Genomic DNA, 24,651 nt, shown 5'->3' with positions numbered 1-24,651 from the left:
CCTTCTATGGTACACTAAAAGCACATTAAAGGAGGAAACACCTTGTATCCGAAAGCTTATATAGATTATCTCGTTGAGTTTCACGCGACACGGGATTATTTTGAATGCCATGAAATATTAGAAGAATATTGGAAGGAAGATCCGCCAAAGAAACGAAAACGCTATTGGGTCGGCTTTATTCAGCTTGCAGTGGCTTTATATCATCACAGAAGGCAGAATACAGCCGGGGCAAAAAGACTGATGGCGAACAGCATCCGGATTCTTCAAGCAGAACACCGGGCAGTCGAAGACTTAGGGCTTGATCATGGCCGTTTGCTCGAACTTATGCAATCGGTTTACGAACAAATCGAAATGGGCTCTGCCTATAAAAGCATTATGCTGCCAATCAAAGATGAGAAACTGGAGGAAGCATGCAGGATCGAATGCAGGAAAAAAAAGTATACATGGGGGCAGCCCAGTGCACTCAGGAACATATTTCTTATCGACAAACACCGTTTGCGGGATCGGACTGACGTCATCCGTGAACGTGAAAAAGAAATAGAACGCAGAAAAAAAAGCAGAGACTGATGACAGCCTCTGCTTAATTATTGTATGAAATGTCTTGATCCTGATGACCTTGACAACGTTCGAAAAAGCTCTGCGTTAATTCATTTGGAACCAGTACTTGCGTTTTGAATAAATGCTTTAAAGCATCCATCATCTGTTTTCCGATTCCTTGATGGCGATGAGAAGGATTCACACTGATATGCCGGATCTCAACCTCAGAATCCTTTTTTTCGACTCCGATTGCTCCGACGATATCCTCGTCCTCTTTCCAAAGAAAGAGCTGGCGGTCTGTATCCGTTTCGTAGTCCTTAATTGTCTGCTGAAGCTGCTTAAGGTCTTTTTCATTCGGCATAAACGAAAGAAGCCCCATCGCAATCTTTTCAAACGATTTTTTATAACGAATTAACATAAAAACCCCTCTATATCCAAAATGTCCAGTCTGCTATTAACGGATACGAATAGGTGATCCGTTTTCTCACATTATATCATTTTCGCCATATTTTTAAACTGTTTTCAGCAAATTATTCAAATGAGCGGTTTAAATTTGCCATTTCAATGGCAGAAACAGCACAATCTACACCTTTGTTGCCCGCTTTTGTTCCCGCACGCTCGATGGCCTGTTCGATGTTTTCAGTTGTTACAATTCCAAAGATGACAGGTACACCAGTAGTGTTTGCTGCTTGCGCGATGCCTTTTGCAGCTTCATTGCAGACATAATCGTAATGTGTCGTAGCGCCTCTGATGACAGTGCCCAATGTGATAATAGCATCATATTTTTTTGTTTCCGCCATTTTTTTCGCAGCAAACGGTATTTCAAATGCGCCTGGAACCCAAGCCACATCAATGTCATTTGTGTCTACGCCATGTCTGAGCAGCGCATCTTCTGCTCCGCTCAGCAGCTTGCTCGTAATAAAATCATTAAATCTTCCTACTACGATTCCGATTTTAAGACCTGTACCAACTAAATTTCCTTGTATGATATTCATATGATTCCCATCCTTTTTTGTGATATTTGTGATTAGAAATGAAGTAAATGACCTAGCTTGTTCATTTTGGTTTGCAAATATTTTTTATTGTGTTCTTTCGCCTCCATTTGAAGCGGCACTCTTTCTGAAATACTGAGTCCGTAGCCTTCAAGGCCTGCGATTTTTCGCGGATTATTCGTCAAAAGCTTCATATGCCGGACACCGAGGTCGCGTAAAATTTGTGCTCCGATGCCATAGTTGCGAAGATCCGGCAAGAATCCAAGCGCCTCATTGGCTTCTACGGTGTCATAACCTTGTTCCTGAAGCTTATAAGCTTTTAATTTATTGATTAAACCGATGCCTCGTCCTTCTTGGCGCAAGTACAGGAGCACTCCACGGCCTTCTGCAGCAATTTGGTTCAGCGCGGCGTGCAGCTGCGGTCCGCAGTCACAGCGATGAGACCCAAATACGTCACCTGTGAGACATTCTGAATGCACCCGGACCAATACCGGTTCTTCTCCGAACGGCACCTCTCCCATCACAAATGCGACATGCTCTTTTCCATCTACCTCATTTGTGTATCCATAAACCTTAAATGTCCCAAAATCAGTAGGCAGCGTAATGTCAACTTCACGCTCGACAAGTGTTGTCAGATTGTAACGGTATTGAATCAAATCCTTAATGGTGATCATTTTTAATTGATGCTTTTTCGCAATTTCAATGAGCTCAGGCACTCTCGCCATCGTTCCGTCTTCATTCATAATTTCACAAATGACGCCGGCTCCTGGAGATCCGCAGGCTTCAGCAAGATCAACAGCAGCTTCTGTATGGCCCGCTCTTTTCAGGACACCTCCTTTTTTCGCAATTAGCGGAAAAATGTGCCCCGGACGCTGAAAATCAGATGGCACGGATGTGCTGTCCAGCAATGCTTGAACGGTAAAAGATCTTTCTTGAGCGCTGATACCTGTTTTCGTTTCACGATGGTCTATGCTTACGGTAAATGCAGTGTGGTGAGAATCTGTATTATGCTCAACCATAGGGTGAAGATCAAGCCTGTCTGCGATTTCCTCACTGAGCGGCGTGCAGATCAGTCCTCTCCCATGTGTCGCCATAAAGTTAATGACTTCCGGCGTTGCATGCTCGGCAAGAGCCACAAAGTCTCCTTCATTTTCTCTGTCTTCATCATCTACAACGATGATGACTTCGCCTTTTTTTAAAGCGTCCAGTGCTTCTTCTATCGGATGAAACATGCAAATCTTCCTCTCTAAAAGCCGTTTTCGCTTAAGAAGGCTTTTGTAATGGTTTGTTGGGTCTTATTTTCATTGGCTTTATGCAAAAATCGATACATATATTTTCCGATCATATCGCATTCGATATTCACTTTAGAGCCGATCGTTTTTTCTGAAAAGATCGTTTCGCTGATTGTATGCGGTATTAAGGAGATCGTCACTGTGTCTTCTGTCAGGCCGAATATGGTTAAGCTCACGCCATCCACAGTAATTGATCCCTTTAAAACCAATGTTTTTGTTAATGACGGGTCCATTTTTAAATCATAGTAAACTGCGTTGCTTTTCTCTTCAATTCGTGTGATTTCCGCAGTTCCGTCGACATGGCCTGAGACGAAATGGCCTCCGAAACGGCCGTTTGCCGCCATTGCTCTTTCCAGATTTACTTTGCTTCCTTTTGTTAAATCATTCAGTGACGTAGCTTTGACTGTTTCAGGCATAACATCCACTGTGAATTGATTTTTTGTAAAATCAGTGACAGTCAGACAAATGCCGTTCACTGCAATGCTGTCGCCAAGATGAACATCCTCTAAAATCTTTGAGCATTTAATTGTTAAGGCCATTGAATGCCCTGCTTTTTTCATGGATTCGATTGTGCCTGTTTCTTCGATAATTCCTGTAAACATGGTCACCATCCTATTCCTTTGTCGGTTTTGCCGTCAGTTTGATATCACGGCCGATTTGGGTTATATCAGTGAATTGTAATAAGGGGACATCTTTCATTGATTGAAAACCTTCACCGGAGATTAAGCTGGGAGCATGCGTTCCTCCGATTAGTTTAGGGGCAAAATAGAAGATGATTTCTTGAAAACAGCCTTCTTTGACAAAGTTTCCGTGAACAGCTGAACCGCCTTCCACATACACCGACATGATGCCTTCTTCCGCTAGGATCTTCAAAACATCGGGAATTTGAATGCGCTCGGTTTCAAGTGTAAATATGTTCACTCCGAAAGCTGAAAGCCGTTTTTTCTTTTCCTCGTCTGCGCGTGCCGTCGTAAAAATCCATGTCGGCGCTATTTGATCGCAAATCACTTTAGCGTCCTCAGGAATCGAGAGTACGGTATCAAGTATGACCCGAACCGGCTGTTTTGTTACATTCGGCAGTCTGCAGGTTAAGCTCGGATTGTCGGCTTTCACTGTGCCAACTCCGACTAAAATGCTTTGGTGTGTTTTCCTGTATTGCTGAGCATCCTGTCTTGCAGCCTCTGACGTGATCCATTTGCTGTCACCCTTGCTGGTAGCTATCTTGCCGTCAAGGCTGGCAGCCGCTTTTAGCGTGACGTACGGAAGGCCTGTCCTCATAAAGTGCAGAAATTTTTCATTCAGCCTCTCCGCCTGGTCTGCCAGGATGCCTTCCCTTACCTCAATGCCGGCTTCTTTCATCATGCTGATCCCTCTTCCAGCCACAAGCGGATTAGGATCTCTCATCGCCACGAACACTCTTTTGATGCCAGAGTTGATAATCAATTCTGCACATGGCGGTGTTTTTCCGTAATGGCTGCACGGTTCGAGTGTAACGTAAATATCGGCACCCTCTACATGTGCTCCAGCCATATGGATGGCATGAACTTCTGCATGAGCTTCACCATATTTTAAATGGGCGCCCATTCCGACAATTTGTCCGTCCTTTACGACAACAGCGCCGACGAGCGGATTGGATTCGGTCTGTCCTTCGCCCTGCTTCGCAAGATCTAACGCCAGCTTCATATAATACTCTTCCATTTGTTTCCCTCCCCTCTTTTGTTATTTACCGTCAAAAAAGCCCCGAATTTATAAAAAATTCAGGGCTTTAGGTATTTTACGCAATAGGAAATAACACTATGCATTTTTGAACCATTTGCATAGCGGTTCATCATCCTTCTCCCATCCAGACTTTCACTGTCGGCTTCAGCTTAAACTGAATCCACCGCGTGCTTATGCACACGGGTCACGGGCTCTAAAGCAATGTGCTTTACTACCGCCGGTCGGGATTTCCACCCTGCCCCGAAGGATACAATCTTTATTCATTTGTCCTTATTGGCTATTATAGCGATCCTTTTTAAAGTACGCAATGAAATAAACTTACAATTTGAGAAAAACAAAACATCACCCTTCGATCCGAAAGGTGATGTTTTGTTAATCATTCACTTTTGCAACCTTGATTAATCCGTCGATCCGCTTTGATTTGCTGAAGTAAGCCTTAATCTTGTCACCTTCTTTTATATCAGATAAATCCTGATTTAATTTTTTTCCGTTGAAGATGATTTTCGTTCCGTTTTCTGCTACTCCATGATACTCTGAGCCGTCAATTTTCGTCACTTTATATTCCTGGATGGAGTATTCCTCTTCTTCCGAGGACAAGGTTTGTCCAATTGCTGTCGGAACATCCTTCAGCTCAACATCATTTATGTACATATAACCGCCTGCAAGTAAAAGCAAAAGCACTAACAGAATGGTAATCTTGGTTTTTATTCTTCCCATTTCTAAACCTCCAGCCAATATGAATCTATTCATTCATATGAGTTATTCCTTTTTTTCATGAATAAAAAACCGTAACTTCTCGTAAATTATTAATATAACGATGCATAACGGGAATATGTTTCACATTTCTGCAAAAATTTCTTTTCTATAGATATACGAATTTATGTTCTGTTTTTAGGGGATGACCGTAAAAAAGATATAAAAAAAGCAGCCCCAATGGGAAACTGCTTGATCCTAATTTGTTTTGCGCATTTCGTTAAACGGGTAGAAAACAAACTTTGACGTACCCGCAATTTGTTTTTTCGTGAAGAGGCCAAGTCCGTTACGGCTGTCCATGGAATTCCGACGATTGTCACCCATCACAAAATACTTGTTATCAGGCACTTTAACCGGGCCGAAATCATCGGTCAAATGGTCAAAACCGTCCTGTTTCGCTCTCTTTTTATTAGCTGCCAAATAAGGTTCGTCCACCTTTTTCCCGTTGATATAGAGCTGGTCATTTTTCATCTCAACCGTATCGCCGGGAAGGCCGATAATACGTTTGACATAGTGAACATCATCTCCGTTTAACACGACGATGTCTCCTCTATCAAACTCGCCGATGTATTTGACTGTCATATTAACAAAGACCCTTTCACGGTTGTGAAGTGTAGGATACATAGAGTCACCATCAACGACATACGGCGCAAAAATAAAGTTGCGGATGAGCAAAGCAAGAACGACAGCAATCACAATTGCTTTTGCCCATTCTAATATTGTTTTTTTCTTCGAAACATTTTCTGATTTCAACTGATTTCCTCCAATAAACAACGGTCTTCAATTTATGTTATCACGAATCGAAAAAAAATCCCATTAGGACCATTGAAGTGATTTTACAAACTGTTAATCTTCATCTTCTACCCACATCATGCCTATTTTTTTCTTGTCGATCATAACTAAGCCTGCAAATATTGAAAGAAATGAATCGCATAATTCAGAAGAGATGGACTCAGAAGAAAGAGAGTTCTCATATGCTAAATCTTTAGATCGTATATAAGGCATGAGGTTACGAACAGTTTGTTCATTTACTGCATTCCATTGATCTCTCAGTCCATGATACCCATGGCACTTGACAAAAAACAATTCACGTTATAAAGGTTACTGGAATGTTGGCGGCAACCTATTTCACAGGTGATAAACGCACCCCGTTTTTTGCTTTCATAATATGTTTAAAATCATTCAAGCTCGAAAATATGGATCAGCCTCCAAAAAATAAATCCAATATATTCCCAGCAGTTGAAGACTCTTTATTATAAAACTCTGAATATCCGCAGTTCTTACAGTAAACCACTAGAAATCGGTTATGCTGCACGTCAAACAGCTTTGATAATCCCGTACCGGTTGTGGCTATTTCTTTTTGTCCGGCTTCAGTACTGCCGCATTTTATACAGCCTTTGTTGTCCATATCGCGATCTCCTTTTCATTACATCACGTTTGTTTGATTTATTTTACTACAAAATACCAATCCCAATGAACAGGCATCTCCTAAATATTTTTGCCGATAAGTTTACGCTAATCAACTCTAGCACTAATACATATAAAAAATAGAAAATATGAAAGGAGACTTGATAGTATGATTGATTATCCTATTAATATAAACAACGTTTCCGGGAACAGTGTAATTAACGTAGGCGGCGCTTTTATGATCAGGCCTTTAACTTTGTCCAAATCTGTGTTTGGCTCCGGAGGTTTAAACACAGGAATTGTCTTTGAAAATAACTTTGTAAGCAAGGCTAAAATGATTAATCATCAATTTACTGATCAAAACGTCACCAAAACTTTTTAATCTATTCAATACACGGGGGTCACTAACTAAACACCTGGTTTTGCCAACCGCCATCAGCATTCGGCGGTTTTTTATTGAACATTTTTGGCCAATAAAAAAAGCTTCCTCTCTAAGAGGAAGCCTTTTGCCTGCCGATTAGCCTTCTACACGAACTTCTTTCATGACGTCGCCATTAGACATGTTTTTCGCGAATTCTAATCCGCTTGTTACTTTACCAAATACAGTGTGAACACCGTTCAAATGAGGCTGTGGCTCATGAACGATGAAAAATTGGCTGCCGCCAGTGTCTTTTCCGGCATGTGCCATAGAAAGTGCGCCCGCCTCATGTGTATGCGGGTTTCCTTCTGTTTCACATTTGATTGTGTATCCCGGACCGCCAGTACCAGTTCCGTGCGGGCATCCGCCTTGGCTGACGAAGCCAGGGATCACTCGGTGGAATGTAAGCCCGTCATAAAAGCCTTCGTTTGCAAGCTTTTCAAAGTTTGCAACAGTTCCAGGTGCAGCTTCAGGATAAAGTTCAAATTCAATTTTGTTCCCGTCTTCTAATAAAAAGTAACCTGTTTTCAATTGTATGCCTACTTTCTTTATTTTAATTTTCAAAGGAGATTATGTATGATAGGTTATAGCCTGTCTCTCCTTGTCGCGGCTATTATACCACACCTTTCGGGGGAAAACGAATCTCCCGAGCTTTACTAAAAAATAAAAATGAAACCTGAATCTCTTTATCTCCGTCTAACCTAACGGAACTGTATTTTTCATGATTCAGGTCCTCACAAAGCAGCACTATCCAGCTGCTTGTGAAATTGAAGGAGGTCAAACTGCTTTGAAGAAAATTTGGATTGGAATGCTGGCAGCGGCCGTTTTGCTGCTGACGGTTCCGAAGGTCAGTCTCGCGGATGCCGCAGTTGGAGATGTCATTGTAACACTGGGTGCTGATTTGTCAGAATCCGACAAACAAAAAGTGCTTGATGAAATGAATGTCCCTGATAATGCCACAACGGTAACCGTGACCAATAAAGAAGAACATGAATATTTAGGAAAATATATATCAAACGCGCAAATCGGATCGAGAGCGATTTCTTCATCGTCAATCACCATTGCCAAAAAAGGCTCTGGATTGAATGTTGAGACCCATAATATCAGCGGCATCACGGATGAAATGTATCTGAATGCACTGATGACAGCCGGTGTGAAAGATGCGAAGGTGTATGTTACAGCACCGTTTGAAGTATCCGGGACTGCGGCTTTAACTGGATTGATTAAGGCGTATGAAGTTTCTTCTGACGAAGCGATCTCGGAGGATGTTAAGCAGGTCGCCAACCAAGAGCTTGTCACGACATCAGAGCTTGGAGACAAAATCGGTAACGAAAATGCATCAGCCCTGATTGCAAAAATCAAAGAAGAGTTTGCTAAAAACGGGGTGCCTGATAATAAAGCTGACATCGAAAAACAAGTGGACGACGCAGCTTCTGATTTAAATGTCACGCTTACAGACAGCCAAAAGAATCAGCTTGTCTCCCTATTCAATAAGATGAAAAACGCTGACATTGACTGGGGACAGGTCAGTGACCAGCTAGATAAAGCGAAAGATAAGATTACGAAATTTATAGAATCAGATGAGGGCAAAAACTTCATCCAGAAAGTCATTGATTTCTTCGTATCTATCTGGAATGCGATTGTATCTATATTCAAATAAGAAAAGCGCCGAAAAATCGGCGCTTTCTTTTATTGCTTTACACCCGTTTTAAATGGCAAATCAAGTTTTACAATATCTTCGTATGTTTCTCGCTTCACGACTAAATGAGCCTCACCGTTTTCGACAAATACAACGGCGGGTCTCGGAATACGGTTATAATTGTTGGCCATGCTGTATCCATAAGCGCCTGTACAAAAAACGGCAAGAAGATCGCCTTCTTTTACTTCCGGCAGGTCAATATCCCAAATCAGCATATCTCCGCTTTCACAGCACTTTCCGGCAATCGATACCGTTTTGTCATGCGCTTCTCCGATCCTGTTGGCTGCCGCAGCTTCATATTTAGCTTGGTAAAGCGCAGGACGAATATTGTCGTTCATGCCTCCGTCTACAGCCACATATTGGCGGACACCCGGCACTTCTTTTTGAGAGCCAACCGTATAAAGAGTTGTGCCTGCGTCTCCCACGAGAGAACGGCCCGGTTCGATCCAAATTTCCGGGATGTCAAAACCGTAACGGGAAGCATTTTCTTTCACAGCTTCAATAATTTTTTCAACGTATTCAGTGGCATGAAGCGGTTCATCATCTTCCGTATAACGAATGCCGAAACCTCCTCCAAGGTTCAGCACCTTGGATACAAATGAATATGAATCTCTCCACTCGTCTAGTTTTTTGAAGATTTTTTCCGCTGCTAACACAAAACCGGCCGTATCAAAGATTTGCGAGCCGATATGGCAATGGACACCCAGCAGCTGAATGTGTTCCGATTGTAATACTTGTTCAATGGCCCGTTCAGTTTGTCCGTTATGAAGATCGAAACCAAACTTTGAATCTTCCTGACCCGTTGTAATGTAGTCATGCGTATGCGCTTCTACTCCGGGCGTGATCCGAAGAAGAACGTCGATGGAGTGACCCGTTTCTTTACATAGGTCTTCAAGAAGCGCAATTTCATAGAAATTATCCACCACAATGCAGCCGATGCGGTGCTCAAGCGCCATCCGCAGTTCTTCCCTGCTCTTATTGTTCCCATGAAAGTGGATGCGTTCTGCCGGAAAGCCTGCCGCAACAGCCGTATATAGCTCTCCTCCGGATACGACATCTAAAGAAAGTCCCTCTTCCTCAGCGAGCTGAATCATTGCGACTGATGAGAATGCTTTGCTCGCATATGCCACCTGTGCTTTCAGCCCTGCAGAAATAAACGCCTGCTTAAAGCTTTTAGCACGCTCACGTATTAAAGCCACATCATATACGTAAAGAGGTGTACCAAATTTCTCCGCTAAATAGAGAGCATCCACACCTCCGATTTCTAAATGACCATGTTGATTTTGTCTGCTTGTGCCGTGTAAGAACAATGTCATTCCCTCTTTCTCCGCTTATGGATGAAAGGACAGTTTTATGGACTGTCCCTTCATAATTAAGACATACATTATCATACTCTTCAGTCAGTTTCAATGCGATTATGAATTGGTAGGCTGTCTTAAGCGATTTTTGGGGTGAACGATACTGGGTCTTACTTTTGCGCCAGGTTTCGCTGTGCGGACAAGAACCTGCCACAGCGCCTTTCCGTTAAAGGGAATCAGCGGCCATAAGTACGGTGTCTGAAGGGATTTGATGCTTGCCATGGCAATAATTAGCACTGTAAATCCGATGACGAGCCCTTTTATATGAAATAAGGCAACGAGTATCATGAGGACAAGACGGCTCATTTTGTTTGCCAAGCTTAATTCATAACTAGGCGTCGTAAAGGTTCCAATCGCCGCAAGTGAGACGTACAGAATCACCTCAGGCGAAAAAAGGCCGACCTCAATCGCAATCTGCCCAATCAGAACAGCGGCAATTAAACCCATTGCTGTCGATAAAGCCGTCGGGGTGTGAATGGCAGCCATTCTAAGAAACTCGATTCCTAAGTCAGCTAAAAATATCTGCAGGATGATCGGGATATGCGTATCTTTATTTAAACCGATAAATTTCATGTTGTCCGGGAGCAGATCAGGCTGAAGCACAAAGAGAAACCAGATCGGAAGAAATAAAGTAGAAGCAAGAATACCGAAAAATCTTACCCATCTTAAAAAGGTCCCGACTGAAGGCGCCTGCCTATATTCTTCAGCATGCTGCACATGGTGAAATAAAGTCGTCGGGGTAATGATCACACTCGGCGATGTGTCCACTATAATGATAACATGGCCTTCTAGAACATGATTTGCGGCCACATCCGGTCTTTCTGTATAGCGCACGAGCGGAAAAGGATTATAGCTTTGATTCACAATGAATTCCTCGACAGTTTTGTCTGCCATTGTTAATCCATCGACATCAATGGATGCAATTTCTTTTTCTACGATCTCAACCAGATCCGGATCAGCTATATCTTCTATATAACAAATGCTTAAATCCGTCTTTGACCGCTCGCCAACTTTAGTCATCTTGACTCGAAGGCGCTCGTCTCTGATCCGCCTTCTGAGAAGGGCCGTATTGACGACGATATTTTCAACAAATCCGTCTCTGGCTCCTCTGACTACCTTTTCCGTATCAGGTTCTTCCGGGTTTCTGCCCGGATAGCTTCTGACGTCAATTATAAATGCGAAGCCTGCACCTTCAACAATGACAGCGACGAGCCCGGACAGCACTTGGTCGGTGGTTTCATCCAAGGTTTTTACTTTTTCGACCTGGGCGTTAAGCAGCCTGTTTTCGACGATGTCGACCAGCTCATCAGGGTCTTCTTTCCGATTGTTAATGGCAACAAGCTCTCTCATTAAATGAATAATATAGGCTGTATCGCATAATCCATTTAGATAGTAAAGCTGGATCTCTTTATCTAAAATCGTGAGTTTGCGAACACCTACATCATAGCTCGTCCCCATCCCAACACGGTTTTTGAAATACTCTTCATTTTTAGCTGGATTCCGATAGACCCGAATTTTCTCTTCCTTGTGGTCCGGCATGATACCCGCTCCTTTCTAAAATAAACTCGACCGCTTTCATGGTGATTGGCGACCCTTTTGAGATATCGTCTTTTCTGCCCATTTTGCCGATATCCCCGATACCGACAATAAGCGGGAGATCAAGTTTATCAAGGCAATAGACTGTATCTCCACTCATTCTGTGGTCATCAAATTCTCTTTCCCCGACTTTATCGACGCCGTATTCAGTTATTTCTCCATTGCGATCAATGCTTACATCGACCCTGGTCCATTCAGCCTGATGTGTTTTTGACGCGACCGCAATCACACCGAGCACTTCAATAGACGGATGGGTTGCGACATAGGTTAGAGCGGCTTCTCCCGGACCCTCTCCTTGAAGGCCGGAGTCGTCAAACATGACAAATACAGGATCATACGGTGCTGAGGCGATCAGCTTGACAAGCTCGGCGCCGCTGCGGGTGGAAGGATTCCCTTTTGATTGTGAAATGCATCGACCTCCCACTTTGCTTGCGGCGTATTCAATTGTTTTAGCGGCATAAACATCCCCGTCTGTTACCAGTATGACCTTGCGTTTTGTCGTCATGTCGGCATTATCCTTTCGGTTTGAAAATAACAGCTACGATAAAGGCGAAAAGAATAGCGGCTGAGATACCGGCCGAGGTCAGCTCAAAAATCCCCATGCCGATACCGATAAATCCGTGTATATGCGCCTGATGCATGGCGCCGTGCAGAAGACTGTGACCGAAGCTGACGATCGGAACGGTGGCGCCTCCTCCGGCAAATTCAATAAATTTATCGTAAATGCCGAAACCATCTAATATTGCACCGATTACAACAAATGATGTCATAACATGAGCTGGCGTCAATTTAAAAATATCCAAGAGCAGCTGGCCGACGATACAAATGGCCCCGCCGCAGACAAAAGCCAAAAGGTAGTCCATGTTAAGATGCACCTCCTGCACGCTCAAATACAACCCCGTGGGCGATAGTCGGGATGGTTTCTTTTTGCTGGATCATCGTCGGGCTTAATAGCGCCCCGGTCGCCACGACAAATACACGGTTTAGTTTTCCTTCTCTCAGCTGCTTAAAAATATGAGAGTAGGTGACAACCGCTGAACAAGCACAGCCGCTCCCCCCGGCAAAGACCTGCTGATCCGGAGTGTAAATCAGAAGCCCGCAATCATCATGCTTTGTGCCGACTGGATATCCATCTTCTTTTAAGATGTCTTTTACGATTGGAGAACCGACGCCTGACAGGTCACCTGTCAGGATTAGATCATAATCATCCGCTGTCCGGTTGAGATCTTTAAAGTGCTGCTTAATCGTATCAGCTGCAGCCGGAGCCATAGCCGATCCCATATCAAAAGGATCTGTAATTCCTAAATCAGAAACCTTTCCGACAGTCGCACTTGTGATTTGGATATCACCCGGTGTCTGACTGATGACAACTGCACCGCTTCCGGTTACAGTGGAGGTAGCAGTGTCCGGTTTTTGCCCTCCGTATTCTGTCGGATAGCGAAACTGTCTTTCCGCAGTTGCATTGTGACTGCTAGTGGCAGCGAGTGCCCTTTTGGCAAACCCGCCATCAACTAAGGCTGATGCGACAGCCACTGTTTCCATTGATGTTGAACAGGCGCCAAACATACAAAGAAATGGGATTTTCAAGTGTCTTGCCACATAGTTAGCCGTCACGTTTTGGTTCAGCAAGTCGCCTGCCAGCAATAGGTCAATATCATCTTTTGTCAGATTGTTTTTTTGAAGCGCAACATTAACAGCGTCTTCCATCAGCTGCCGTTCCGCCATTTCCCAGCTTTTTTGATTACAATGCATTTCGTCATAGGTTTTATCAAATAAAGAGCCGAGCGGTCCGTCTTTTTCCTTTGGTCCTGCTGCCGTTCCCGCTGAGTTGACAAATATGGGATGTTCAAATACCCAGGTTTGCTTTCCTGTTAATTTCATTTTCTTCTCCTCCTATGACATCAGTTTCTCAAAAGCAAACCGAATCATTCCAACGATGTATGCAGCTACAACTCCGAAAACAATAACATTACCTGCCAGTTTAAACATATTTGTCGCTACTCCAAGCACTAATCCTTCGCTTTTATATTCAAGAGCCGCGCTTGCCATACTGTTGGCAAAACCTGTGACAGGTACGGCTGAACCTGCGCCTGCGAATTGTCCGATTCTGTCATAGATGCCGAACCCTGTAAGCAGGGCAGAAATTAGTATCAGCGTTGCAGCTGTTGGATTCCCCGCAGTTTTTTCATTGAAATCAAAAAAATGGATATAAAAATTTTGCAGACCTTGCCCAATTGCACAAATCAGCCCGCCCACTAAAAAGGCTTTTACACAGTTCCAGACGTAAGGCGGCTTAGGCTGATATGTTTTCACTTTTGATTTGTAATTTTCTTTTATGTTTGTCATCTTGAAATCTCCTTATGAATGGTCAATAAAGTACAGCCAGTGAAATAAAGATCCCGCGATTTTCCCAATCACGATGGCCATTAATAAAATAATGATTTTACTTCTGAGCCCGATTCGTTTCGCCAAAATTGGCAGGACATTTAAAACCTCTGTAAGAGCAGCCGCTAGCATCCCGACGAACAAACCTGCCAGAAGCCCGACCGGCACAGCTATCCATTTTGTTAGATAAAGATGATTCATATGAAGCGTCTCCCATCCCCCGCAAACCGCGCCAAGAATAACAGCCGCTTCATAAGCCTGAACAAATCTCATTGTTTTGGTGAGCTGCATCAGCCGCGGAATGATTCCCATTACGGTTAAAAAAGCAACGAAACCCGCCCCCACCGTTATGCCTCCGCCGAGCCCGACAAAAATAATGAACAATACACTAACGATCATGCAGATCCTTTATGGTTTCTTGATTCTCATGCATGGCCACATATTGATCGAGATCAAGCTGATAGTTAAACATCTCAACCTCCAGCGGGCTGGGCTCTTCATTTAGGCGCTTTTTAAATATGTGGTTAAAAAACACGATCATCCCCAGTCCCAAACCGATGCTGTATGGGATTTGAAGCAAATATGGATAGTCATTCCTCTCTCCGGTTATGATTTCATATAGTGCGATATGAACATCTCTCATGCTTACATCCTCATGAAAGTTCATGATGGCAAGACACGATCCAATAAACAGAAGCAGCCAGACACCGATAAATAGAACCGTTGATAAATTTCGCTTTCGATATTGAATTTCAACAATGGTTTCTGCTCCGCCTACGGTTTGAACATCAAGTGTCGGATCTTGTAAATGAATGGCTCTGAGGACTTGTATGATATCCAGAATTACGATATTTTTATCTTTTTCGCTCACCTGATAAAGCGGCATAGCCGAAAGTTTCTTTTTCAGCTGAAGCTGCCCTTCTATTTGCGCGGCATCTCCAACGGTAATAATATCCCCTGGATGTGCCAGCACCCGGTGGCGAAGCCGGATAAATATTCGTCGTTCCATCATTGATCACCATCTTTCGGTGGTTATATATGTAGTATGTGGTTCGATTTTGTTCTCATTCATCCGCTCGAAAAGACCATAAATTACCACGCTTTTGCACATAAAAAAGCTAGCCTGCACTGCAGACTAGCCATCCGTATGATCCATTTGAACCTTGATCTGTTTTAATATTTTCTTTTCAAGCCTGGAAACCTGCACCTGAGAGATCCCGAGCCGCTCAGCCACCTCAGACTGTGTCTGGTCTTTATAATATCTGAGATAGACGATTAATTTTTCCCTTTCCTCCAAATCGCTGATCGCTTCTTTCAGCGCAATTTTGTCAAACCATTTTTCTTCTGAGTTGTCAGCGATTTGATCGAGCAGGGTAATCGGATCTCCGTCATTTTCATAAACGGTTTCGTGAATCGAAGATGGAGCCCTTACCGCCTCTTGGGCCAGTACAACATCCTCAGCTTCAATCTCCAAATGGTCAGCGATCTCCTGCACCGTCGGCACTCTTCCCAGTGTTTTCGAAAGCTCATCCTTCGCGCGCCGGATTTTGTTTCCAAGCTCTTTTAATGACCGTGATACCTTTACAGTTCCGTCATCACGGATAAATCGCTGGATTTCTCCGATAATCATCGGCACTGCATACGTTGAAAAACGCACATCATAGGTTAAATCAAATTTGTCAACAGATTTTAACAGCCCGATGCAGCCGATCTGGAAGAGATCGTCAGGCTCATATCCTCTGTTTAAAAACCGCTGTACGACAGACCAAACAAGACGCATGTTTTTTTCTATGAGGAGGTCTCTTGCCTGCTGGTCGCCATTTTGGCTTTGTTTGATTAATTCCTTTACTTCATGATCCTTCAGCTGAGCGTTTTTGCCGTTTTTCTTAACCTCCACATCCATAACAAATCTCCTTAATTACAAAGCGCTTTGCTTTTTGATAAGTGCTTTGTTAAGCGAATCGTTGTTCCCATTTCAGGCGATGAATCGATACTGACATCATCCATGAAATTTTCCATAATGGTAAAGCCCATTCCAGAGCGCTCAAGCTCAGGCTTAGTCGTAAATAGAGGCTGACGGGCTTCTTCAAGATCTGTAATGCCTAAGCCTTCATCACGAATGGTCATATATACGACATGATCTTCCAGCGTCACTGAAATGTAAACTTTCCCTTCACAGTTCTCTTCATATCCATGGATAATCGCATTCGTGACAGCCTCTGACACGACTGTTTTGATTTCAGTCAGTTCATCCATTGTCGGGTCCAACTGAGCTATAAATGAAGCAACTGTCACACGGGCGAACGATTCATTCTGACTGAGGGCAGAAAACTCAATGTGCATTTCATTTTTCATGATGCCACCCCCAGTGTCAGGAGCGCCTGCTGTTCAGATTGTTCAAATCGGATAATTTTAAACAGGCCCGACATATCAAACAATCGCTTCACCGCAGGAGAGATAGCGCAAACGACCATTTCCCCGCCAATTTGCTTAATTTGCTTGTATCTTCCTAAAATAACGCCAAGCCCCGAGCTGTCCATAAAGGAAAGGTCCTCCAAGTTCAGCACGATATGGCGAATATCATCCTTCTCCAATGATTGAGTCACTTTTTGCTTCAGGGTTTCAGCCGTATGGTGATCGAGTTCGCCTGTTAATCGAATACAAAGCACAGATTCTTTGACATGCATGTCAATTCCAAGGCTCATGCTCATTCCTCCTTGATATGATCGGATAATGAGTGTTTCGATTTCGACGGAATGAATTCCTTCACCGTGACAAAACTAGTGGTCATTCGGCATAATTACTTAAATTTTGTCCAGTCTCCCATCGTCCGCTTCAAGAATGTGATAAACCCGGCTTTCTTCATATCTTCTTTTGCAGCAACAGGACTTTCAGCGAGTACTTCTCCATCCTTTTTCAGAACAAGAGTGCCAAGCTCTTGGCCTTTTTGAATCGGAGCACTAATATTGTCCTTCATCTTGATTTCTTTTTTCACATCGTTCATATCCTCGCCTTTTTTCGTCAATATTGAAATCGGCTCAGATGTAGTGAGTTCGATAAATTTTTGTTTCCCTTTTTTGACCTTTACTTTTGCTACTGTTTCATTTCGTTTATATAAAGGATGCGTTTCATACTGGCTAAAGGCGAAGTCAAGCATTTTTGTCACTTGCGCGTTTCTTTCTTTAGGCGTGCTCGCTCCGAATACAACCGCTATGGCCCGCATGTTTCCTTTTTTAGCCGAAGCAGTCAGACAATATTTCGCTTCGCCTGTATAGCCTGTTTTTACGCCGTCTACACCAGGATAAAATTTGATAAGGCGATTTGTATTTACAAGCCAAAACTTTTTATCTGTATTTTCACGCAGATAATCTTCATACGTGCCGGTAAACTTCGTAATTGATTCGTATTTCAATAATTCCTTAGCCATGATTGCCATGTCATAAGCAGAGCTGTAGTGTCCTTCCTCGGTCAGTCCTGTTGGGTTTTTAAAGGATGTATTTTTCAATCCCAGCTCTTTTGCTTTTTTATTCATTTTCTTCACAAATTCTTCTTCAGAGCCGGAAATAAATTCAGCCATGGCAACGGAAGCGTCATTTCCCGAAGCGATTGCGATGCCTTTCAGCATTTCTTTGACAGTCATTTCTTCGCCGGGCTCAAGGAATATCTGTGAGCCGCCCATTGACGCCGCATGCTCGCTTGTACGGACCTTATCACTCATTTTGATTTTGCCTTTATCTAAAGCTTCCATAATCAAAAGCATCGTCATAATTTTCGTCATGCTTGCAGGCGCCAGTCTCTCATTGCTGTTCTTGTTGTAAAGCACTTTTCCCGTATCACGTTCTATCAGCACCGCAGACTTCGCTTCATGAGCAAGCTCCGATGTACGTTTTCCGTCTTGTTTTGCAAATGCAGACGGTGCAAATGTAAGCAGCATTATACCAATCAACAAAGTGGATAAAAGACGTTTCATCTCAAAAGCCCTCCATTTCATAATCCTTTTTATTTTTTCCAAGCGGGATGGTTTTATACGCCACTGATGGAAAATGTTTCGAATTTTGGGCATAAAAAAAGACAGCTGTGTGATATCAGACACAGCTGTCTTTTGGTCCTGCATTGATTCATATTTATTCGTACTGAGCGACGATCGCTTTAACAAGCTTTAAGAATCCAGCCTTTACTTTTTCGGTCACTTCCATAACTTCATCGTGACTTAAAGGCTGATCCAGAATTCCGGCTGCCGCATTAGAGATGCAGGAAATGCCAAGAACCCGCATTCCCGCATGATTCGCTACAATGACTTCCGGAACAGTAGACATGCCGACTGCATCAGAGCCCATCGTTCTTAAGAAACGGACTTCTGCCGGTGTTTCGTAAGAAGGTCCTGTCACAGCAGTGTACACGCCTTTTTGAATTGGGATATTAAGGTCTTTCGCAATCTTTTCAGCCAGGCTGGACAGATCTTTGTCATAGGCTGAAGACATATCTGGAAATCTGGCGCCGAAATCTGCTTCGTTTGGCCCGATTAACGGGTTTGTTCCCATAAAGTTGATATGATCGGTAATAATCATTAAATCTCCCGCACGGAATTCAGTGTTGACACCGCCTGCGGCATTTGTCACGATCAACGCTTCCACACCGAGCGCTTTCATCACGCGTACAGGGAATGTGACTTTCTCCATTGAGTAGCCTTCATAAAAATGAAAGCGGCCCTGCATTGCAATGACGGAAACTCCTTCAAGAGTGCCAAGCACAAGCTGTCCGGCATGCCCTTCAACAGTAGATACCGGGAATTCAGGTATGTCTTCATATTTCAGCTTGACCGGATTTTCGATTTCGTCCGCCAAAATGCCAAGACCTGAGCCTAAAATAAGGCCGATCTTCGGAGATTCCGGCAGGTTTTGTTTAATAAAAGCGGCTGCGCGTTCAATTCTGTCCTTCAAGAAACAGTCCCCCTATTGTAATAAAGATAAAAAGCTTTTCCCGTATTTCGGTTTATTCGTTTGGAAATTATCAGCGATCGTTGCGCCAATATCGGCAAATGTATCTGCAAGCGGCAGCATTTGCGCTTTCTTATGTTTTTTGCTGTAAGCGAGAATCGGCACATACTCGCGTGTATGGTCAGTCCCATGATGAATCGGATCATTGCCGTGGTCGGCTGTAATAATTAACAGATCGTCTTCTCTCATTTTTTCAAACACTTCCGGAAGCCGCGCATCAAATTCTTCAAGCGCGCGTCCGTAGCCTTCAGGGTCACGGCGGTGTCCGAATAACGCGTCAAAATCAACAAGGTTCGCAAAGCTCAGACCCGTAAAGTCTTCTCCCAGCGTATCGATCACCTTGTCCATTCCGTCCATATTAGAAACCGTTCTGCGTGAAGAAGTAATGCCTTCTCCGTCGTAAATATCAGAGATTTTACCGATTGAAATCACATCTAAGCCGCTGTCTTTCAATTCATTCATGACAGTGCGATCAAACGGTTTAAGGGCATAGTCATGGCGGTTTGGCGTTCGTTTGAATTGACCCGGCTCTCCGACGAACGGCCGTGCAATAATGCGGCCAACCATATATTTCGGATCAAGCGTCAGCTCTCTCGCCGTTTCGCAAATGCGATACAGCTCCTCAAGCGGCACAACCTCTTCGTGAGCGGCAATTTGCAGAACAGAGTCAGCAGACGTGTAAACAATTAAAGCCCCTGTCTCCATGTGCTCCTGACCAAGCTCATCCAAAATCGCTGTGCCGGAAGCCGGCTTGTTTCCAATAATTTTGCGGCCAGATCTCTTTTCCAGCTCTTGAAGCAATTCATCAGGAAAGCCTTCCGGGAACACTTTAAATGGTTTATCAATGTATAAACCCATAATCTCCCAATGGCCGGTCATCGTATCTTTTCCGTTTGACGCTTCTTGCATTTTTCCATAATAGGCAAGCGGATGTTCTGTTTTTTCTACACCTTTGATATCTTCGATAAGACCAAGGCCGAGCTTTTCCATATTCGGCATATGTAATCCGTTCATATGCTCGGCAATATGACCGAGCGTATGAGCGCCTTCGTCATTAAAGTCAGCGGCATCCGGCGCTTCGCCGATTCCGACTGAGTCCATCACAATTAAAAACACACGATTATATTTGTATGCAGGCATCTTGAAAGCCTCCTTTTTTTCTATACGTCTATTGTATCGCTAAGAGGTCTGACAACTCAAGTATAAACCGTTTTCATTCCCGTTGACAATGTATTTGGAAATAATGAGAAACTTCAATATTTTCTGTCGCTCTAAACAAAAAAGCCGCAGCCACTGCGGCTATGCTCGCGGATGAAACTGCTTGTACACATCCTTCAGCCTTGTTTTCGTCACATGCGTATAAATTTGCGTCGTGGATATATCCGCATGACCGAGCATTTCCTGCACCGCTCTTAAATCTGCCCCGTTCTCAAGCAGATGCGTCGCAAAGGAATGCCTGAGTGTATGCGGAGTCAGCTCTTTCTTAATGCCGGCTTCCAACGCGATTTTTTTCAGGTTCTTCCAAAATCCCTGGCGGCTGATCTGTTTGCCGTGATGATTTAAAAAGAGGGCGTCAGATACATTATTTTTTAACAGTTTTCCCCTGGCTTTTGTCATATATTCCTCAATGGCGGAAGCGGCGGCTTCACCAATTGGCACAATCCGTTCTTTTCTTCCTTTGCCGAAGCATCGGATAAACCCCATAGATAAATGAACATCTGCCGTTTTCAACTCAATCATTTCACTGACTCGTATTCCTGTCGCATAAAGCAGCTCCAGCATTGCTTTATCCCGATATCCGAAAGGGCTCGTCAGCTTAGGCGTGTCCAATAACCGCTCGACTTCATTGAGTGCGAGCACCTTCGGAAGCGCCCGTTCCGTCTTTTGTGTTTCGATATGAACGGAAGGGTCCTTATCCGTTATTTTTTCCCTGAGCAGAAATTGATGAAAAGAGCGAATGGATGCCAAATGCCGCGCCGATGTCTTGCCGGATTTCCCCGAGTCCTTCAAATGCTTTAAGTATTGGATAATATGTATGCGGGTAACGTGATTCCAATCCGTCACATGAAGGGTTTCTGTTAAGTAGAGAGAATAGCTTTTCAAGTCACGTTCATAGGATACGATCGTATTTTGAGAGAGCCCTCTCTCTACCATGACGTAGTGGATGAAATCCTTTATTTGATCTTTCACTCTTGATCTACTCCCCGTTTTGGTAAAAAAAGATCAACCGGTCGAGCCATCCGCCTTTTTCATCCTGATCCATTTCAACAACTTTTACAGCGGAGCCTTCCGGTTTATCATACCGATGATAGTTTTCATACTCTTGATTCACCCATATCATAGCATAATAGAACAAAGCGGTAAAACCGGTAAACAGGATGAAAACTTTCAATGCATCGACAGCTGTTTTCAGGAATCTTCCCATGTCCTAATCGATCCTTTCCTATGGTTCCAGTTATATAAACCATATGCCAAATCAGAAAGGTTTTATACATAGAAACAGCAAAAAACCCTTTCCCCATGAGAAAAGGTTCGCGCTCGGCACCGTCTATTCAGTTTCTTTTCCGTTACAGCGGTGGCAAATGCCGTGAAACGTCAATCTATGATCTTTAATCTTAAATTTCCAATCACGTTCAATGATTTCTTCCACGTCTTCAAGCAAATCTTCTTCAATTTCATCAACGGCTCCGCACTCCATGCACACCAAGTGGTGATGAAAGTGAGCTGCGCCCTCTTTCCGAAGGTCGTAACGGGACACACCGTCTCCAAAGTTAATTTTATCTACGACTTTTAATTCAGTTAATAATTCAAGCGTACGGTATACTGTAGCGAGACCGATCTCAGGAGATTTCTCTTTTACGAGGAGGTATACATCTTCTGCGCTTAAATGGTCTTCTTCGTTTTCAAGCAGCACTCTTACTGTCGCTTCACGCTGTGGCGTAAGTTTATAGCTGGATGAGTGCAGTTGTTTCTTAATTCGATCAATACGGTTTTCCATGTCTTTCCCTCCTACGCCGCATTCCATGACTCATTATAACAAAATACGCGCAGAGTTCCAACTATAATTATTATAAACTGATAAATAAAACGGTTTTCTTTTAATAATAATTTTAAAAAAGTCTAGATGTAAGCTTTTCCATTAAAACAGGAGATAAGTATGCTTCAAAGAGAGATGAAATCAGCGCTAAAAACAGAATGACCAGCAGCACAAAAGCATACCGCCCGAACCATTGAATTGGCGCGTCATGCAGGCTTCGTTTCACGAACAGCTGTCTGATTAACTTTAAAGAAAACGCAATTGCACATGTGCCCATAATGAGATAAGCCGGAATCAGCAGCACATTTTGCGGCAAAACGGAGACAAAAGATAGGAAAAACCCGCTTACTCCCATCTGATTGACTAGGAACCCGACAGTAAAGCCGACAACGATCCCTTTCAGAAAGACCATGATGAAAATAATCGGCATCCCAATGACAGAAATCCCCAGGATCCACATCAGGCCTAAATACTTTGCATTATGAAAGATACTTTGCCCAAACATATCAGCTGAACTTGCCTGTTTTCCATCCGAAAGCTGTCCAAAAAATTGACTTAAATAGTAGTATAAATCTTCTTTCTGGCTGATCGTCATGCTGTTGACAATAATCGCGCCAAAGATGACGCCCATGAAAAACAGCACTGACACAAATATATAAAGAGAAAGATGATCTTTGACGTGCCTGAGAAACATGTCTTTATAAGAGATTTTTCGCATACCGTTTCCTCCCGCCCGCTCTAGTGATTTGATTTAATAGATTGTATGAAAGAAACGGAAAAACATGCCCTTTTTCAAAAAGAAACGATAGAGACGAATGCTAGGCGGCTTTTTGGGGCACAAAAAAATCCTTATCATCAACTGCTGTATGATCATAAGGATTCTTATGCTTCCGTTTATTCAAAATCTCTTTTTTGCTTTTTGTCATTCTTTCATGTGTGCTAAAAGATGGTGCGCTGCCTCTTGATAATAAGACGTCACGTCCACCGTTTCTTAGTTGATGCTCCCGCTTCTTTTTCGCTTGGCTTTTTGCCATGTGATCACTCCCTTTTTTATTTTCATAGTAATGATAACAAAATTGAACACTGATAAGAAAAAAACAGCACCTGCTATGACAGGTGCTGTATAGCTACATTTATTTCACTGCTGTAAGAGCTGCATGCTCGACAGCTGCTGCTACCGCATGATGGACTTTTGAATCAAGCGGCTGAGGGACAACATCACCTTGTTTAGTGCAAGCTGCGATGGCCTCTGCTGCTGCGACAAGCATATCATGATTAATCTCCGTGCTTTTTGCGTTAAGCGCTCCTCTAAAAATCCCTGGAAAACCGAGTACATTATTAACAGAACGCCCGTCAGCTGCATATGCGGCGCCAGCCTGCAGTGCGGCCTCCGGCTCAATTTCCGGCTTCGGATTCGATAAAGCCAGAATCACTTGACCAGAACGTACAAATGCCGGTTTTATTAAACCCGGAACGCCCGTTGTAGCAATGACAATATCACATGTTTCCATAAGCTCCTCAATACTGGAAACTGCCTGTCCGCCGTATTGTTCGAGACGGTTCATTGCTGACTCTGATTTGTCTGTTCCGTACACAGCATTCACACCATAAGCCATGAACATCCGGCAGATGGCCACGCCTGCTGCGCCAAGGCCGATTTGCCCCACTTTCGCTTCCTTCAGGTCAACCCCCGCACTCCTGCATGCCGAAATGGCAGCTGCCAGTGTCACTACAGCTGTACCATGCTGGTCATCGTGCATAACAGGGATGTTCAGCTCCTCTTTTAGGCGATCCTCGATTTCAAAACAATGCGGCGAACCGATATCCTCAAGAAGGATGCCGCTAAAGCCCGGAGAAATATGTTTTACTGTTTTGATGATTTCTTCAGGATCACTCGTATCAAGCAGTATCGGAATGCCGCTAATACCCGCCAGCTGATCAAACAAAGCAGCCTTTCCTTCCATGACAGGCATGCCAGCCACAGAGCCAATATTCCCAAGGCCTAAAATTGCGGTTCCATCCGTTACAATTGCAACAGAATTGCTGATCGTTGTGTAAATAGAAGCTTTTTCAGGTTCTTTTTCGATCAGTCGGCACACGTCCGCAACACCTGGTGTATACACACGTCCCAGCTCTGCCAGTGAACGGATCGGCATTTTGCTTTTCATTTGGATTTTTCCGCCTTCATGTGCGGATAGGACTTCATCAGATACGGTGTGAAGCCTGATCCCTTCTCCGAGGGCCTGTACAGCCGCGATCACTTCCTGAAGCTGTTCTTCATTCTCCACTTGAACGGTAATATTCCGCATTGTGTAATTGGGTCCGACTTTTACCGTCTCCACTTCACCAATATCTCCGCCCAGAAGGCCGATTGCCGTAGCTACCCTTCCAAGATTTCCGGGAACCGAAGGCGTTTCGATCATCAGTGTCCGAATCATGTGTTTCGCTATCATTCAGTGAT

Annotated in this window: 32 protein-coding genes, 1 pseudogene and 1 riboswitch; of the genes and pseudogenes, 4 read left to right on the top strand and 29 right to left on the bottom strand. The window is 43.6% G+C overall.

The features are described from left to right. The first annotated feature begins 42 nt into the window (after positions 1–42). Complete coding sequence (locus tag WA279_RS03320) at positions 43–567, top strand: DUF309 domain-containing protein (protein ID WP_336154259.1); 525 nt, start codon at positions 43–45, stop codon at positions 565–567. Between the two features lie 13 nt (positions 568–580). On the opposite strand, the gene ribT is transcribed toward WA279_RS03320, so the two are convergent. The 7 genes from ribT to sipS all read right to left on the bottom strand — a co-directional run bounded on the left by ribT (position 581) and on the right by sipS (position 6,046). Next, positions 581–955, bottom strand: a complete 375-nt coding sequence (ribT, locus tag WA279_RS03315) for a GNAT family N-acetyltransferase RibT (RefSeq protein ID WP_335388641.1) — start codon at positions 953–955, stop codon at positions 581–583. A 112-nt stretch (positions 956–1,067) separates the two neighbouring features. Continuing rightward, positions 1,068–1,532: a 6,7-dimethyl-8-ribityllumazine synthase gene (gene ribH, locus WA279_RS03310; protein ID WP_003223915.1), complete on the bottom strand. Its 465-nt coding sequence runs from the start codon at positions 1,530–1,532 to the stop codon at positions 1,068–1,070. A 32-nt stretch (positions 1,533–1,564) separates the two neighbouring features. After that, the gene (locus tag WA279_RS03305) at positions 1,565–2,761 is read right to left on the bottom strand and encodes a bifunctional 3,4-dihydroxy-2-butanone-4-phosphate synthase/GTP cyclohydrolase II (protein ID WP_336154257.1); all 1,197 of its coding nucleotides are present in this window, start codon (positions 2,759–2,761) and stop codon (positions 1,565–1,567) included. Positions 2,762–2,775: 14 nt separating this feature from the next. Next, positions 2,776–3,423, bottom strand: a complete 648-nt coding sequence (gene ribE / locus WA279_RS03300; RefSeq protein ID WP_014480161.1) for a riboflavin synthase subunit alpha — start codon at positions 3,421–3,423, stop codon at positions 2,776–2,778. Between the two features lie 10 nt (positions 3,424–3,433). Continuing rightward, on the bottom strand, positions 3,434–4,519 hold the full coding sequence (gene ribD / locus WA279_RS03295) for a bifunctional diaminohydroxyphosphoribosylaminopyrimidine deaminase/5-amino-6-(5-phosphoribosylamino)uracil reductase RibD (RefSeq protein ID WP_336154256.1): 1,086 nt from the start codon (positions 4,517–4,519) through the stop codon (positions 3,434–3,436). Positions 4,520–4,648: 129 nt separating this feature from the next. After that, positions 4,649–4,792, bottom strand: a riboswitch (FMN riboswitch). 120 nt (positions 4,793–4,912) lie between these two features. Next, positions 4,913–5,257, bottom strand: a complete 345-nt coding sequence (locus tag WA279_RS03290; RefSeq protein ID WP_336154255.1) for a hypothetical protein — start codon at positions 5,255–5,257, stop codon at positions 4,913–4,915. 234 nt (positions 5,258–5,491) lie between these two features. Further along, positions 5,492–6,046, bottom strand: a complete 555-nt coding sequence (sipS, locus tag WA279_RS03285) for a signal peptidase I sipS (protein WP_015483398.1) — start codon at positions 6,044–6,046, stop codon at positions 5,492–5,494. 267 nt (positions 6,047–6,313) lie between these two features. Between sipS and WA279_RS03280 the strand changes: the two are divergent. Beyond that, positions 6,314–6,552 (top strand): annotated as a pseudogene (locus WA279_RS03280) (hypothetical protein). Here WA279_RS03280 and WA279_RS03275 read toward each other — a convergent pair. Beyond that, positions 6,495–6,701, bottom strand: a complete 207-nt coding sequence (locus tag WA279_RS03275) for a zinc ribbon domain-containing protein (RefSeq protein WP_003230483.1) — start codon at positions 6,699–6,701, stop codon at positions 6,495–6,497. The pseudogene WA279_RS03280 and the gene WA279_RS03275 overlap by 58 nt on opposite strands. Before the next feature lie 168 nt (positions 6,702–6,869). Between WA279_RS03275 and WA279_RS03270 the strand changes: the two genes are divergently transcribed. Continuing rightward, positions 6,870–7,082, top strand: a complete 213-nt coding sequence (locus WA279_RS03270) for a spore germination protein (RefSeq protein ID WP_003230479.1) — start codon at positions 6,870–6,872, stop codon at positions 7,080–7,082. 135 nt (positions 7,083–7,217) lie between these two features. On the opposite strand, the gene WA279_RS03265 is transcribed toward WA279_RS03270, so the two are convergent. Further along, positions 7,218–7,649: a peptidylprolyl isomerase gene (locus WA279_RS03265; protein WP_003223931.1), complete on the bottom strand. Its 432-nt coding sequence runs from the start codon at positions 7,647–7,649 to the stop codon at positions 7,218–7,220. A gap of 256 nt (positions 7,650–7,905) precedes the next feature. On the opposite strand from WA279_RS03265, the gene WA279_RS03260 reads away from it, so the two are divergent. Further along, positions 7,906–8,778, top strand: a complete 873-nt coding sequence (locus WA279_RS03260) for a DUF1002 domain-containing protein (RefSeq protein WP_021479957.1) — start codon at positions 7,906–7,908, stop codon at positions 8,776–8,778. A gap of 29 nt (positions 8,779–8,807) precedes the next feature. Here WA279_RS03260 and lysA read toward each other — a convergent pair whose 3' ends face one another. The 20 genes from lysA to WA279_RS03160 form a co-directional block, all read right to left on the bottom strand. Beyond that, the gene (lysA, locus tag WA279_RS03255) at positions 8,808–10,127 is read right to left on the bottom strand and encodes a diaminopimelate decarboxylase (protein WP_251187845.1); all 1,320 of its coding nucleotides are present in this window, start codon (positions 10,125–10,127) and stop codon (positions 8,808–8,810) included. 105 nt (positions 10,128–10,232) lie between these two features. Further along, positions 10,233–11,714, bottom strand: coding sequence for a spore germination protein SpoVAF (spoVAF, locus tag WA279_RS03250; RefSeq protein ID WP_003230471.1), 1,482 nt, complete (start codon positions 11,712–11,714; stop codon positions 10,233–10,235). Further along, positions 11,665–12,276: a stage V sporulation protein SpoVABEA gene (spoVAEA, locus tag WA279_RS03245; protein ID WP_003230469.1), complete on the bottom strand. Its 612-nt coding sequence runs from the start codon at positions 12,274–12,276 to the stop codon at positions 11,665–11,667. The genes spoVAF and spoVAEA overlap by 50 nt, the downstream gene beginning before the upstream one ends. 7 nt (positions 12,277–12,283) lie before the next feature. Beyond that, positions 12,284–12,634 (bottom strand): stage V sporulation protein AE, encoded by a 351-nt coding sequence (gene spoVAE / locus WA279_RS03240; RefSeq protein WP_003230467.1) that lies wholly within the window; start codon positions 12,632–12,634, stop codon positions 12,284–12,286. Between the two features lies 1 nt (position 12,635). Then, complete coding sequence (gene spoVAD / locus WA279_RS03235; RefSeq protein ID WP_003230465.1) at positions 12,636–13,652, bottom strand: stage V sporulation protein AD; 1,017 nt, start codon at positions 13,650–13,652, stop codon at positions 12,636–12,638. 12 nt (positions 13,653–13,664) lie between these two features. Further along, positions 13,665–14,117 carry a stage V sporulation protein AC gene (gene spoVAC / locus WA279_RS03230; RefSeq protein ID WP_003223947.1) on the bottom strand — a complete coding sequence of 151 codons (453 nt, stop codon included), beginning with the start codon at positions 14,115–14,117 and terminating at the stop codon, positions 13,665–13,667. A 12-nt stretch (positions 14,118–14,129) separates the two neighbouring features. Further along, complete coding sequence (gene spoVAB / locus WA279_RS03225) at positions 14,130–14,555, bottom strand: stage V sporulation protein SpoVAB (RefSeq protein ID WP_003230463.1); 426 nt, start codon at positions 14,553–14,555, stop codon at positions 14,130–14,132. Further along, a complete protein-coding gene (gene spoVAA, locus WA279_RS03220; RefSeq protein ID WP_015714205.1) occupies positions 14,545–15,165 on the bottom strand; it encodes a stage V sporulation protein SpoVAA in 621 nt (206 codons plus the stop codon). Before spoVAA ends, spoVAB begins: the two co-directional genes overlap by 11 nt. A gap of 126 nt (positions 15,166–15,291) precedes the next feature. Further along, on the bottom strand, positions 15,292–16,059 hold the full coding sequence (gene sigF / locus WA279_RS03215; protein WP_003230458.1) for an RNA polymerase sporulation sigma factor SigF: 768 nt from the start codon (positions 16,057–16,059) through the stop codon (positions 15,292–15,294). Positions 16,060–16,070: 11 nt separating this feature from the next. Beyond that, complete coding sequence (spoIIAB, locus tag WA279_RS03210) at positions 16,071–16,511, bottom strand: anti-sigma F factor (RefSeq protein ID WP_014477237.1); 441 nt, start codon at positions 16,509–16,511, stop codon at positions 16,071–16,073. Then, complete coding sequence (gene spoIIAA / locus WA279_RS03205; protein ID WP_003223957.1) at positions 16,508–16,861, bottom strand: anti-sigma F factor antagonist; 354 nt, start codon at positions 16,859–16,861, stop codon at positions 16,508–16,510. Before spoIIAA ends, spoIIAB begins: the two co-directional genes overlap by 4 nt. A gap of 95 nt (positions 16,862–16,956) precedes the next feature. After that, on the bottom strand, positions 16,957–18,126 hold the full coding sequence (gene dacF, locus WA279_RS03200) for a D-alanyl-D-alanine carboxypeptidase DacF (protein WP_031315198.1): 1,170 nt from the start codon (positions 18,124–18,126) through the stop codon (positions 16,957–16,959). Between the two features lie 154 nt (positions 18,127–18,280). After that, a complete protein-coding gene (locus WA279_RS03195; protein ID WP_003230447.1) occupies positions 18,281–19,096 on the bottom strand; it encodes a purine nucleoside phosphorylase I, inosine and guanosine-specific in 816 nt (271 codons plus the stop codon). A 12-nt stretch (positions 19,097–19,108) separates the two neighbouring features. Beyond that, positions 19,109–20,293, bottom strand: a complete 1,185-nt coding sequence (gene deoB / locus WA279_RS03190; RefSeq protein WP_032722059.1) for a phosphopentomutase — start codon at positions 20,291–20,293, stop codon at positions 19,109–19,111. A gap of 159 nt (positions 20,294–20,452) precedes the next feature. Further along, positions 20,453–21,343, bottom strand: a complete 891-nt coding sequence (xerD, locus tag WA279_RS03185; protein ID WP_336154248.1) for a site-specific tyrosine recombinase XerD — start codon at positions 21,341–21,343, stop codon at positions 20,453–20,455. Between the two features lie 7 nt (positions 21,344–21,350). Continuing rightward, a complete protein-coding gene (locus WA279_RS03180; RefSeq protein ID WP_014477240.1) occupies positions 21,351–21,578 on the bottom strand; it encodes a YqzK family protein in 228 nt (75 codons plus the stop codon). 123 nt (positions 21,579–21,701) lie between these two features. Next, a complete protein-coding gene (gene fur / locus WA279_RS03175; protein ID WP_003223972.1) occupies positions 21,702–22,151 on the bottom strand; it encodes a ferric iron uptake transcriptional regulator in 450 nt (149 codons plus the stop codon). Positions 22,152–22,263: 112 nt separating this feature from the next. Beyond that, positions 22,264–22,908 (bottom strand): stage II sporulation protein M, encoded by a 645-nt coding sequence (spoIIM, locus tag WA279_RS03170; protein WP_014477241.1) that lies wholly within the window; start codon positions 22,906–22,908, stop codon positions 22,264–22,266. A 100-nt stretch (positions 22,909–23,008) separates the two neighbouring features. After that, a complete protein-coding gene (locus WA279_RS03165) occupies positions 23,009–23,224 on the bottom strand; it encodes a hypothetical protein (RefSeq protein ID WP_336154246.1) in 216 nt (71 codons plus the stop codon). Positions 23,225–23,323: 99 nt separating this feature from the next. Then, on the bottom strand, positions 23,324–24,643 hold the full coding sequence (locus WA279_RS03160; RefSeq protein ID WP_004398731.1) for an NAD-dependent malic enzyme: 1,320 nt from the start codon (positions 24,641–24,643) through the stop codon (positions 23,324–23,326). Positions 24,644–24,651 lie beyond the last annotated feature (8 nt).

Source organism: Bacillus sp. 204(2023) (assembly GCF_037027505.1).
In the GTDB taxonomy this organism is placed as follows: Bacteria; Bacillota; Bacilli; order Bacillales; family Bacillaceae; genus Bacillus; species Bacillus subtilis.
Note: the sequence above shows the minus strand (reverse complement) of the source record. Positions and strands in the feature narration are given on the sequence as shown.

Bases quoted from the DNA above. Each gene is read 5' to 3' on its own strand.
- ribT (WP_335388641.1), bottom strand. From the start codon at position 955: ATGTTAATTCGTTATAAAAAATCGTTTGAAAAGATTGCGATGGGGCTT.
- ribH (WP_003223915.1), bottom strand. From the start codon at position 1,532: ATGAATATCATACAAGGAAATTTAGTTGGTACAGGTCTTAAAATCGGA.
- WA279_RS03305 (WP_336154257.1), bottom strand. From the start codon at position 2,761: ATGTTTCATCCGATAGAAGAAGCACTGGACGCTTTAAAAAAAGGCGAA.
- ribE (WP_014480161.1), bottom strand. From the start codon at position 3,423: ATGTTTACAGGAATTATCGAAGAAACAGGCACAATCGAATCCATGAAA.
- ribD (WP_336154256.1), bottom strand. From the start codon at position 4,519: ATGGAAGAGTATTATATGAAGCTGGCGTTAGATCTTGCGAAGCAGGGC.
- WA279_RS03290 (WP_336154255.1), bottom strand. From the start codon at position 5,257: ATGGGAAGAATAAAAACCAAGATTACCATTCTGTTAGTGCTTTTGCTT.
- WA279_RS03275 (WP_003230483.1), bottom strand. From the start codon at position 6,701: ATGGACAACAAAGGCTGTATAAAATGCGGCAGTACTGAAGCCGGACAA.
- WA279_RS03270 (WP_003230479.1), top strand. From the start codon at position 6,870: ATGATTGATTATCCTATTAATATAAACAACGTTTCCGGGAACAGTGTA.
- spoVAF (WP_003230471.1), bottom strand. From the start codon at position 11,714: ATGCCGGACCACAAGGAAGAGAAAATTCGGGTCTATCGGAATCCAGCT.
- spoVAEA (WP_003230469.1), bottom strand. From the start codon at position 12,276: ATGACGACAAAACGCAAGGTCATACTGGTAACAGACGGGGATGTTTAT.
- spoVAE (WP_003230467.1), bottom strand. From the start codon at position 12,634: ATGGACTACCTTTTGGCTTTTGTCTGCGGCGGGGCCATTTGTATCGTC.
- spoVAD (WP_003230465.1), bottom strand. From the start codon at position 13,652: ATGAAATTAACAGGAAAGCAAACCTGGGTATTTGAACATCCCATATTT.
- spoVAC (WP_003223947.1), bottom strand. From the start codon at position 14,117: ATGACAAACATAAAAGAAAATTACAAATCAAAAGTGAAAACATATCAG.
- spoVAB (WP_003230463.1), bottom strand. From the start codon at position 14,555: ATGATCGTTAGTGTATTGTTCATTATTTTTGTCGGGCTCGGCGGAGGC.
- spoVAA (WP_015714205.1), bottom strand. From the start codon at position 15,165: ATGGAACGACGAATATTTATCCGGCTTCGCCACCGGGTGCTGGCACAT.
- sigF (WP_003230458.1), bottom strand. From the start codon at position 16,059: ATGGATGTGGAGGTTAAGAAAAACGGCAAAAACGCTCAGCTGAAGGAT.
- spoIIAB (WP_014477237.1), bottom strand. From the start codon at position 16,511: ATGAAAAATGAAATGCACATTGAGTTTTCTGCCCTCAGTCAGAATGAA.
- spoIIAA (WP_003223957.1), bottom strand. From the start codon at position 16,861: ATGAGCCTTGGAATTGACATGCATGTCAAAGAATCTGTGCTTTGTATT.
- dacF (WP_031315198.1), bottom strand. From the start codon at position 18,126: ATGAAACGTCTTTTATCCACTTTGTTGATTGGTATAATGCTGCTTACA.
- deoB (WP_032722059.1), bottom strand. From the start codon at position 20,293: ATGCCTGCATACAAATATAATCGTGTGTTTTTAATTGTGATGGACTCA.
- WA279_RS03180 (WP_014477240.1), bottom strand. From the start codon at position 21,578: ATGGGAAGATTCCTGAAAACAGCTGTCGATGCATTGAAAGTTTTCATC.
- fur (WP_003223972.1), bottom strand. From the start codon at position 22,151: ATGGAAAACCGTATTGATCGAATTAAGAAACAACTGCACTCATCCAGC.
- spoIIM (WP_014477241.1), bottom strand. From the start codon at position 22,908: ATGCGAAAAATCTCTTATAAAGACATGTTTCTCAGGCACGTCAAAGAT.
- WA279_RS03165 (WP_336154246.1), bottom strand. From the start codon at position 23,224: ATGGCAAAAAGCCAAGCGAAAAAGAAGCGGGAGCATCAACTAAGAAAC.
- WA279_RS03160 (WP_004398731.1), bottom strand. From the start codon at position 24,643: ATGATAGCGAAACACATGATTCGGACACTGATGATCGAAACGCCTTCG.